Origin of the sequence: Frankia sp. KB5 (genome assembly GCF_002099325.1) — a bacterium.
Taxonomy (GTDB): Bacteria; Actinomycetota; Actinomycetes; order Frankiales; family Frankiaceae; genus Frankia; species Frankia casuarinae.
Genome location: NZ_MRUJ01000212.1, coordinates 1 through 8,997, shown reverse-complemented (window position 1 = coordinate 8,997; position 8,997 = coordinate 1). Strand labels below are relative to the sequence as shown.

Below are 8,997 nucleotides of genomic sequence, written 5' to 3'. Positions count from 1 at the left end.
ACGGTGTAGAAGTCCGACGACAGCACGAGCCGGCGCGCCGCGCCGCCGGGGGTGTCGCTGAGCTGGCCGATGTCCGGGTCGAGGCCGACATGGTCGGCGAGGACCGCACTCGAACGGGTCGCGTCCATCACGAAGCACACCGAGTCCTCACCGAGGAAGACCCACAGCCAGAAGCGGGCCGGCCCGCCGCCGGGGAAATCGCAGTCGACCTCGTCACGGGTGAGATGGTCATAGTTCCGCCGGCCCATCAGTGGTCCGCGCTGGTGACCGCATGGTTGATGTTGGAACATGCTCCGACCAGCCGGGAGATCCGCGGAGACAAGGAACTGGCCCCGCCGCTGCCCCTGGCCTCGGCCGCCGGTGGGCTACGACGCGCCATGCTGTGCGCGGCGCGCGGTGGGCTGTCGTTGCGGGTGGCCGGCGAGCACGTCGACTGGTTCTTCCCRCTGCATCTATACGGGCCAGGCGAGCTGCGGGACAAGGCGGCCGCCGCGATACGGGAGTTGGAATATCTGGTCAAGGATGTGGCTCGCCTCCACGGGAAGATCCGGGTGCGGGGAATGCGCTCGTGCGTCGTGGCCGAAGAGGCCTTGATCAGCGAGATTCTGCATACCCGGTCATTGGCGAAGCTGTCCTTGGCGCGGGTGGCGCCGACGGTGCTGTCCAGCTCGCACGAGCCGCACGAGGTGCTGGCACGGCTGCGTGCGGCCGGGCTGTCCCCGGTCGCCGAGGACGCGACGGGCACAGTGATCGTCGAGAAGCAGCAGGAGCACCGCGCGGCTGCGCCCCGGTCGCCGACGCGGGCCGCGTCCCGGGTCCGGCCCCGGATGGACGCGGAGAAGCTGGCCGCACGGCTGCTCGCGGACCCGGATGGCACGGACAGCGGCGGGTCGGATATCTCGGAGACGTCCGCGCGGCTGGCGCAGCTGAACCCTGGCCTGACCGATACCGAGATCATCCTGCTTGCCGACGCGATCGAGGCCCAGCGCGACGTGTTGATCAGCTACCGGAACAAGGCAGGAAACCGGACTGCCCGGGAGATCCAGCCGCACCAGCTGTACGGCCGATGGCTCGAGGCGTGGTGTCACCTGCGGGACGCACAACGGGACTTCACCGTGGCCAACATCGAGTCGGTCGCCCCGGTCGGCTGACCCCGTCGGTGGCCCTCACCGACTGCCTGTGCCCGCGCCCGACATCAGGCGACCAGGCCACTCACGCTCCAGCCCTCGGTGGGTTCAGGTGCCTTCGCGTACAGCTGCGAGGACTCGACGCAGGTCGACAGAGAACTGGGGTAGTTGCTCTCTGGCCGCGGTGTGCAGTATCTCGAGGTCGACGGACCAGTAGCCGTGGACGATCCGGTTGCGTAGCCGGACGGGCTGCTTCCAGGCGATGTCGGGATAGCTCTTGGTGATCTCTTCGGAGAGCTGACTGGCGGCTTCGCCGAGCACGGTGAAGTTCCACAGGAGTGCGTCGCGGCGCTGCCGGTCCGCTTCCAGGGCGCTGACGGTGATTCCGTCGGTGAGTTTCTGTGCCTGGTCGGCCGCTTCGATCATCTCGCTGAGAAGGAGGACGTCACGCCGCATAGACGGGCCGTGCCTCAGCCAGGACGGACGAGCGGAGCAGCGGGTGGAGCCCGCGGGCGGAGACCAAATCGACGGGCCGTCCGAACAGGCCGGTGAGGTCATCGGCGAGCTGCTCGATGTCCCAGCCCAGACGCCGGCCCGGCGCAAGGGTGTACAGGATGTCGATGTCGCTGTCAGCGGTCGCGGTGCCGCGCGCCTGCGAGCCGAACACCTGGAGTTCCGCGATCCCGTAACGAGCGCAGATCGCGGCCAGGCGTGCCCTGTCGATCTCTACTCCGGCGATGGACCCCACAGGTCAAGGGTAGCCGCAGGAAGCTCAAGGTCCAGGGCGCACCGTTCCAACGCGCATCGCCGCTGATCATGACTGCCCGTTGACCAGCCGCACGGGCAAACCGCGACTCACTGGCATCACGCCCGCCCCGGCGACTCGGACCGAGGCCAGCGGCACCCCGAGGCGGTTAAGGGGTTAACTCAACACCGGCAAACGAGCTCTGGACCACAGCGCCCGCCGGGCGAATCAGGCGACGGTTCGGATTGTGCGAATTTTGCACCAAGAAAAAAGTTCAACAAAATGCCAGGTCACACCAAGACGACGGCGCCCGCGAATGGAACGCCCGCGACGGCCGTGTCACCGATCTCGGGCTGCACTGCACCGTCGCCCCCGCGGCCGGTAACGAGATCACGATCGCGATTCGGGCATCCGCAGGCAGCGAGAACACGACCGGGTGACAGACGCCGGGTATTCGTGGTTCACAGATCCACCGGCCGTGCCCTCCACGACCCGGTGGACCTGACTCCCGCCACGGCGTGGCCATGGCTACTGAGAGCCTGTCCTGGATCTTGAGTGATGTTAACGCCCTGTAGTGTCGCGGGGTTGCCGGCGTGGGACGGGATTCCCGCGAACGAGACGGCGGACCATGGTGCGGATCATCGCCCAGTGGATGAACGATGCGGAGGTGGCGGGGGGGCGTTCGTAGTCGCGGGCAAGCCGCCGGTGGGCGGTGAGCCAGGCAAGGGTACGTTCGACCACCCATCGTTTCGGCAGGGCCTCGAAGGTTTTCTGACCGGGTTTCTTCCGAACGATCTCGACGGTGGTCCTCATGATGGTCCGCGCCCATGCAACAGGCTGGCCGGCGAAACCGCCGTCGGCGAACAGATGACGGCAGCGATGATGGGTGAAGTAGTGGTCTATCAGGAGGCGCCGGCCGCCGTCGCGGTCCTGGACGTTGGCAGGGACGACGAGGACGGTCAGCAGGAGACCCAGCGTGCCGACGATCACGAACCGCTTGCGGCCGTTGACCTTCTTGCCGGCATCGTAGCCGCCGGAGTCGGCGCCGACCGTCTGGGCGCCCTTGACCGACTGGGAGTCCACCACCCCCGCGGTCGGCTCCGCGCGAGCCGGACCCTGCCCCGCAGCGCGTCATGGATCCCGGCGGTCACGCCTTTTTTCTTCCACCGGTCAAAGAAGCCGTAGACCGTCTGCCACGGCGGGAAGCCCGCCGGCAGCGCGCGCCACACGATCCCGTTGTGTGTCACGTACAGGATGGCGTCCACGATGTCCCGGCGAGAGTGCGCCTCGGGCCGGCCGTCCTTCGATACCGGCGGCAACACAGCTTCGACAAGCGCCCACTCGGCGTCGGTCAGATCCGATGGATACCGGTGTGTACGTACCATGACYAGCCCCTGCCGCCATCACCCCCGTCCAAACCCCACCACCAACATCCACACCAACTTTCCGTCACGCTCCGCATATGCAAAAAGATCCAAAACAGGCTCTTGGAGCCTTGCCGGTCGACAGCGCAACGGACATACATCCACCTCTCCCGTGGTCTTCGGCGTGAGTGGCTCGTCACCCTGCAATTCTCCGCGACAGCGCTGAAGTTTCGGACGACTGGGCATCGCGCTCACCGCGCGCTGAAGAGATAGCGCTCGAGTACCCGATCGACGAATATCCGGCCGACACCAGGGCCGCCGGCCTCTGCCTGGGGGTCGGCGTCGGCGTCGACCTCGGTCTCGGCGTCGGCCGCGCGTCGGTACCGGTCCGGGTCGGCGAACAGGCCGTCCGTCACCTCATGCTCGACCAGCTCCGCGACAGCGTGCGCGGAACCGCCGAGGGCACGCAGTGCCCCGCGCAGCGTCTCCCACTCGACGTGCCGGTCGTTGTCGTTCCACAGCTCGGCTGCCAGGTCGTGGACGAGGGAGACGACCAGCACGGGCGTCCGGATGGCCGAGGAGATCACCATGACGTCGACCGCCGCAGCCGAGTGGCGTGCCGCGGCTGCGTCCCTCACGCCAGCCGGTTCGGGGCGTGCGGGAGCCCAGCGCCGCATCCCGGCGGACACCGTGGCCGCCGTGGACGTGACGAAGACGGCGAAAGCCATCAGATCGAGCAGAATGGTACGAGGCCCACGCCATGGCAGTGACGGCTCGGACAGGCCCGCTTCGGCAGCGAACACCGCGGCCAGGGCCCCGTCGATCGGGCCCGGTACCTCTTCCCGCGCCGCCGCGAGCGGCGCCGGTACCTGGAGGGTCAGGATCCCCTCGAACGGGGCGGGCAGGCCGTCGGCGACGAGGCGGGCCAGGCGGTCACGGGCGTCGAGGACGTCGTTGAGCCAACCGGCGGCGACCGTCGGAAGACTGCGCGCCGCCCGGCCCGGTGCACCGGCCCCGTCCACGGCCGACCCGCCCGGCCGCCGTCGGTCGACCAGTTCGGCGAGTCCCGCGGCCACCCGCTGCAGATCGGCGTCGGCGAGGGCGAGGACATGGGTCGCTACGACCAGCGACGCGGCTGCAACGACATCCGCATCGGTGAGATGGCGGTGCACATGCTCGGCGGCGGCGGGGTGGATGCGCCGCGTGGTCTCGGTCAGGGTCGCCACCAGCCCACCCACCGGACTCGCGGACCACTGCCCGCCGGTGGCGAGCCGCTCGACGTCCGCGGAGCATTCCGCGACGGCCTTGTCGATCGCGGCGACGCAGGCGGCAGGCACCAGACCCAGCCGGCCCTCCGCACGCACGACGGCCGCCTCCACGTCCAGCATCGCCCGCAGCCACGCCGCACCGCTCGTCGCCGTATCGATGAGAGTTCCGGCCCAGGACGCCGCCCGCCCGTCACCGTGTCGTAGGTCGTCCATCGTGCCGCTTCCTCTCGCAGACGGAGGTCCGGTCGCGGTCACGGCCGAGTGCGGGGCGGACCGGTCCGGGCGATGTGCACTCGCCGCCTCCGCCGCCCGGTCGGGCGCCTGCCGCGGTAGCGGTAGCGGTAGCGGTAGCGGTAGCGCCAGACCAGACTGTGCGGCTCGGCTACAGCGACGCTCGAGAGCCGGCCCGGGCCGCGCTCACCCTCGGGCCTCCAGGGCCCGCAGCTGATGGCGCACATGGCAGCCACCCGGATAGACGGCGGCATCCGGCCCCACGCGCAGCACCCGGTGGCAGGGGATGAGGATCGGCAGTGGATTGGCCGCTACCTCCAGCCCCACCGCCGCCGCCTCCGCCGGTCGACCCGCCGCGACAGCCAGCTCACCGACCGTCACCGCGGCGCCGAAGGGCACGGCGCACAGGGCACGCAGGACCTCCCGCTGGGCCGGGCCAACCAGCGACGTGTCCAGCGGCACCGCGAACTCCCGGCGGTCGCCGTCCAGGTACTCCACGATCTGGCGGTACACGTCGTCGAGCTGGCCGCACCTGGCCTCGGCGGCCGGCCCGACCTGCCTGGTCACGCTGTCCAGCACGAAGTCGGCGTCCTGGTCGSGGAAGGCCACGCGCACCACACCCCGCTGGGTCCGCACGAGGAAGAGCCGGCCGACAGCCGTGTCCACGTGGCGGTAGGTCACGGCGGCGTGAAGCGGGGCTCAGTGCACAGGCATCTCGCTGATCGCCGGCCTCCGGAATGCGACGGTTCGTGCGTTCACCCCTACGACGTCCGGGCCGGGCTGTTTGTGAGCCCCGGGCAGGTCCTCGCGTCCTCGTCCGCCCGGGACGGGCCCCGGCCGCTGCGCCGACCGGATCCGACCAGGCCCGAGCCCGGGCTCACACTTGGGCCGTGTGGATCGTTCTTCTGGCATGGAGCGCGAACCGTTCGACGCCGTGGTCCAGCGGTGCGGGCCGATGGTGCTGCGGGTCTGCTGGGCGGTCGCCGGGCCGGATCTGGCCGAGGATGCCTGGTCGGAGACGTTTCTCGCGGCGCTGCGGGCGTATCCGGAGCTGCCTGCGGGCAGCAACGTCGAGGCGTGGTTGGTGACGATCGCGCGCAACAAGGCGATCGACCAGCTGCGGGCCCAGTCACGGCGGCCCGCGCCGACGGAGCGCCTCCCGGAGCCGGCCCGGTGGGAGGAGCGTGACACGCAGCTGGATCTGTGGGACGCGCTGAAACGGCTCACGCCCAGGCAACGGGAGGCCGTCGCGCTCCACTATCTCGCCGGACTCCCGTACGCCGAGGTCGCCCGGCTCGTCGGTGGCAATCCCGCCGCCGCGCGGCGCGCGGGCGCTGACGCCATCGCATCGCTGCGGAGCATGCTTGCACTGGCGAAGGAGGACGAGTCGCGATGACCAGCGACGATCTTCGGGCGCCCGATCCGTTCGCCGCCATGCCGGACCTCGATGCCCGGCTCAGTCGCCTGCGCCAACGGCTCGCGGCCGAGGCCGAGCGGGAGGGTCTGCTGGACGTGGCCTACCGCAGCGTGGACTCGCCCGTCGGGCGGCTCCTGCTCGCAGCGACCCCGCAGGGGCTGGTCCGGGTCGCCTATGAGGTGGAGGACCACGACGCCGTGCTCGCGTCGCTGTCCGAGCGGATCAGCCCCCGCGTTCTGCGGGCGAACGGGCGGCTCGATCCCGTCGCCGTTCAGCTCGACGCGTACTTCGCCGGGGCCCGGTCACGCTTCACACTGAGCCTCGATCTGCGGCTCGCGACGGGATTCCGGCTCTCGGTGCTGGAGCACCTGCGCGACATCCCCTATGGCAGCACGGCCAGCTACGCGGCGGTCGCCGCGCTGGCGGGCAGCCCTCGCGCGGTCCGGGCAGTGGGGACGGCCTGYGCGACGAATCCACTGCCCGTGATCCTTCCATGTCATCGCGTCATATACAGCGACGGCCGGATCGGCCGCTACCTGGGCGGCGAGCAGGCCAAGCAATCCCTGCTGCGGCTCGAGGGGGCACTCTGACGCGGCGCGGAGAGGTCACAGGGCATCGGATCGCAATCGACACCTCACGTTCCGGCCTGTCCGGGCGTCTCCTTGCCGAGAGCCTCGTCAACGCTCTCGCCGCCGCCCCGGCGGCGGGCCGAACCCCTGGACGGGACAACGCATGTCTGCAGCACTTGTCACCGGGAGCAACCGTGGATTGGGCTTCGCAACCGCGCAGGCGTTGGCGCGGCTCGGGCACCGGATCCTCGTGACCGCGCGGGAGCAGGCCGCGGCGGACAAGGCCGCGGCCGATCTGACGGCGCAGGGATTCGACGCCGACGCCATCGCGCTCGACGTCACCTCCCCCGACAGCATCGCGGCAGCCACCAGGCGGGTCGCGGAGCTGCCGGCCGGCCTGGACATTCTGGTCAACAACGCGGGGATCCTGCCCGAGGCCACGGACGGCGAGCAGCACGAGTTCGCCTCCCTCGATCTGTTCGGGAAGACGTACGCGACCAACGTCTTCGGCCCGGTTGCCGTCACCGAGGCGCTCCTTCCGCTGCTGCGCAGGAGCCCGGCCGGCCGCATCGTCAACGTCTCCACCACGATGGGCTCGCTCAGCGACCAGGCGAACCCCGCATCGCCCTACTACGGCCTGATCGTGCCGGCGTACCAGAGCTCGAAGGCGGCGCTGAACAGCATCACGATCTCGCTCGCCAAGAAGCTCGCCGACACCCCCATCAAGATCAGCTCAGTCTGCCCGGGCTTCGTGCAGACCGACCTGACCCCGATCAACAGAGAGCAGGCTCAACTCACCGCCGACCAAGCCGCGCAGGTCGTCGTCCGGGCCGCGACCCTGCCCGACGACGCCCCCTCGGGCACATTCTTCGACCAGAACGGCATCGTAGCCTGGTAGCAAACACCGCGCCCGGGTAGCAGCGCGCCGCACCCGACCGGCATGACCCACCAGGCGTGACGGGGTTCGGTCCGGCGGGAGTCGCTGCGGCCGCCGGGTGCCGGCCTGCCCGTGGAGGACAGGCCTGGCACTCGACGGCCCAGGCCGCAGGCCGCGACGGAGCGCCCAGGATCAGCGGGCGCGGGTCAGCTGGCGGCCCGTTCCCTGCCGAAACGCCTGCGGCGACGACTCCCACCGGTCGCCCAGCAGCAGGTCGCTRCCGGCGAGGATGGCACGCATGAGGTTGGACGTCCGGAACGTCGGCTCGATGCCCATCGTGTCGATGAGCGTGGAGCGGAGGCGACGGAAGACCGAGGCGGCTCGCTTCGGATGGCCGGACCGGGAGTGGGCCACCATGAGCTGGGCGTGCAGGTTCGTGCATCGGATGCAGGCTGATCAGGTCTTCCAGTTCGGGCACGAGCTCGTGGTGCCGCCCGAGCGCCAGGTCGGCCTCGATCCTGAGCTCGGTCGCGTGCAGCCTGGCCTCCTCCAGCGCCATGACGTGCGGTGCGCTGAGGCTGCCACGTTTGACATCCGCGAGGRCAGGGCCGCGCCACTCGCGCAGCGCCTGGCCCAACAGCCGGCTCGCCGCCTCGGCATCGCGCCGAGCCGCGGCAGTCCGCCCGGCCCGATATAGATCATCGAATCGGCACCGGTCGAAGTCGTATCCRTCCGCCACGATCTGGTATGCATGGTTCCGGGTGACGAGAACCTCGCGAGAATCCTGGACCGACGGCAGCCGGAGACTCCGCCGGATATGCAGCACGTAGAGGGTGCGTCTTTTTGAGCATTCCTGGCGGCGTGGCCGCCACCTGATCGGATGAGAATTCTGTGGGGCTGCGGTGGCCTGTTTGTCGCGTTCGGGGTTGTGTCTGGGATGATGGTGGGGCGTTGCCCGGTCGACGTCGGCTGTCTCTGGTGCGGACGCAGGGCTGCGCGGAGGTAGCTGTCGGTTACGATCAACTACGTCTGGTAAGTGCCCGGGCGTGATGGCTCACGCGTCCTACGTGGTGACGTAGAAAGCCTATGCCGCTGCGCGGCGACGGCAGTGGCGACCTATTCGAAACCGTCGATTCGATGTAAGTAGTCGGAAGTCGCGTGGGGGAATGCTGACGGGCGGTGTCACCGGGTGTGACACCGCTGGAGTCGGGCTGGCGTGGCTGGGTCAGCCGGGAGGCTTCCTCCAGCGGGCGAGGTCGTCGGGGTTGGCAGCCCAGGGCAGGAACCGGTCGAGGTCCGTCCCGGTGGGTGCTCTGGCGCCGGCGCGACCGCAGGCGTCGAGGTAGTCGGCCAGGTAGGTCAGTGGGTTGAGGCCGTGCAGGTCGGCGGTCGCGGTGAC

At 69.9% G+C, this 8,997-nt stretch carries 8 protein-coding genes and 4 pseudogenes; 4 read left to right on the top strand and 8 right to left on the bottom strand.

What is annotated here, in order from left to right; all coding sequences use genetic code 11:
- Window positions 1-248, bottom strand: a pseudogene (locus KBI5_RS19065) (transposase); the annotation flags it as partial.
- 15 nt (window positions 249-263) lie between these two features.
- On the opposite strand from KBI5_RS19065, the gene KBI5_RS19060 reads away from it, so the two are divergent.
- The gene (locus KBI5_RS19060; RefSeq protein WP_051624004.1) at window positions 264-1,151 is read left to right on the top strand and encodes a WYL domain-containing protein; all 888 of its coding nucleotides are present in this window, start codon (window positions 264-266) and stop codon (window positions 1,149-1,151) included.
- An 84-nt stretch (window positions 1,152-1,235) separates the two neighbouring features.
- Here the strand turns inward: KBI5_RS19060 and KBI5_RS19055 are convergent, their stop codons facing one another.
- From KBI5_RS19055 to KBI5_RS19030, 5 genes and pseudogenes are all read right to left on the bottom strand, one after another.
- On the bottom strand, window positions 1,236-1,583 hold the full coding sequence (locus KBI5_RS19055; protein WP_006538963.1) for a HepT-like ribonuclease domain-containing protein: 348 nt from the start codon (window positions 1,581-1,583) through the stop codon (window positions 1,236-1,238).
- On the bottom strand, window positions 1,573-1,875 hold the full coding sequence (locus KBI5_RS19050; protein WP_011434627.1) for a nucleotidyltransferase: 303 nt from the start codon (window positions 1,873-1,875) through the stop codon (window positions 1,573-1,575). Before KBI5_RS19050 ends, KBI5_RS19055 begins: the two co-directional genes overlap by 11 nt.
- A 558-nt stretch (window positions 1,876-2,433) precedes the next feature.
- Window positions 2,434-3,257: pseudogene (locus KBI5_RS19040) on the bottom strand (IS5 family transposase).
- A 230-nt stretch (window positions 3,258-3,487) separates the two neighbouring features.
- On the bottom strand, window positions 3,488-4,717 hold the full coding sequence (locus tag KBI5_RS19035; protein WP_011434625.1) for a 3-carboxy-cis,cis-muconate cycloisomerase: 1,230 nt from the start codon (window positions 4,715-4,717) through the stop codon (window positions 3,488-3,490).
- Window positions 4,718-4,921: 204 nt separating this feature from the next.
- Window positions 4,922-5,416, bottom strand: coding sequence for a methylated-DNA--[protein]-cysteine S-methyltransferase (locus KBI5_RS19030; protein WP_085016007.1), 495 nt, complete (start codon window positions 5,414-5,416; stop codon window positions 4,922-4,924).
- 229 nt (window positions 5,417-5,645) lie between these two features.
- On the opposite strand from KBI5_RS19030, the gene KBI5_RS19025 reads away from it, so the two are divergent.
- From KBI5_RS19025 to KBI5_RS19015, 3 genes are all read left to right on the top strand, one after another.
- Window positions 5,646-6,131, top strand: coding sequence for a sigma-70 family RNA polymerase sigma factor (locus tag KBI5_RS19025; RefSeq protein ID WP_023840196.1), 486 nt, complete (start codon window positions 5,646-5,648; stop codon window positions 6,129-6,131).
- Window positions 6,132-6,169: 38 nt separating this feature from the next.
- Window positions 6,170-6,742, top strand: coding sequence for a methylated-DNA--[protein]-cysteine S-methyltransferase (locus KBI5_RS19020; RefSeq protein ID WP_347272520.1), 573 nt, complete (start codon window positions 6,170-6,172; stop codon window positions 6,740-6,742).
- A gap of 142 nt (window positions 6,743-6,884) precedes the next feature.
- A complete protein-coding gene (locus tag KBI5_RS19015; RefSeq protein ID WP_035909062.1) occupies window positions 6,885-7,619 on the top strand; it encodes an SDR family oxidoreductase in 735 nt (244 codons plus the stop codon).
- Between the two features lie 171 nt (window positions 7,620-7,790).
- Here KBI5_RS19015 and KBI5_RS28820 read toward each other — a convergent pair.
- Together KBI5_RS28820 and KBI5_RS28045 are read right to left on the bottom strand one after the other, a co-directional pair.
- Window positions 7,791-8,337: pseudogene (locus tag KBI5_RS28820) on the bottom strand (AfsR/SARP family transcriptional regulator).
- Window positions 8,338-8,823: 486 nt separating this feature from the next.
- A pseudogene (locus KBI5_RS28045) lies at window positions 8,824-8,997 on the bottom strand (IS66 family transposase); the annotation flags it as partial.

Bases quoted from the DNA above. Each gene is read 5' to 3' on its own strand.
- KBI5_RS19055 (WP_006538963.1), bottom strand. From the start codon at position 1,583: ATGCGGCGTGACGTCCTCCTTCTCAGCGAGATGATCGAAGCGGCCGAC.
- KBI5_RS19035 (WP_011434625.1), bottom strand. From the start codon at position 4,717: ATGGACGACCTACGACACGGTGACGGGCGGGCGGCGTCCTGGGCCGGA.
- KBI5_RS19025 (WP_023840196.1), top strand. From the start codon at position 5,646: ATGGAGCGCGAACCGTTCGACGCCGTGGTCCAGCGGTGCGGGCCGATG.
- KBI5_RS19015 (WP_035909062.1), top strand. From the start codon at position 6,885: ATGTCTGCAGCACTTGTCACCGGGAGCAACCGTGGATTGGGCTTCGCA.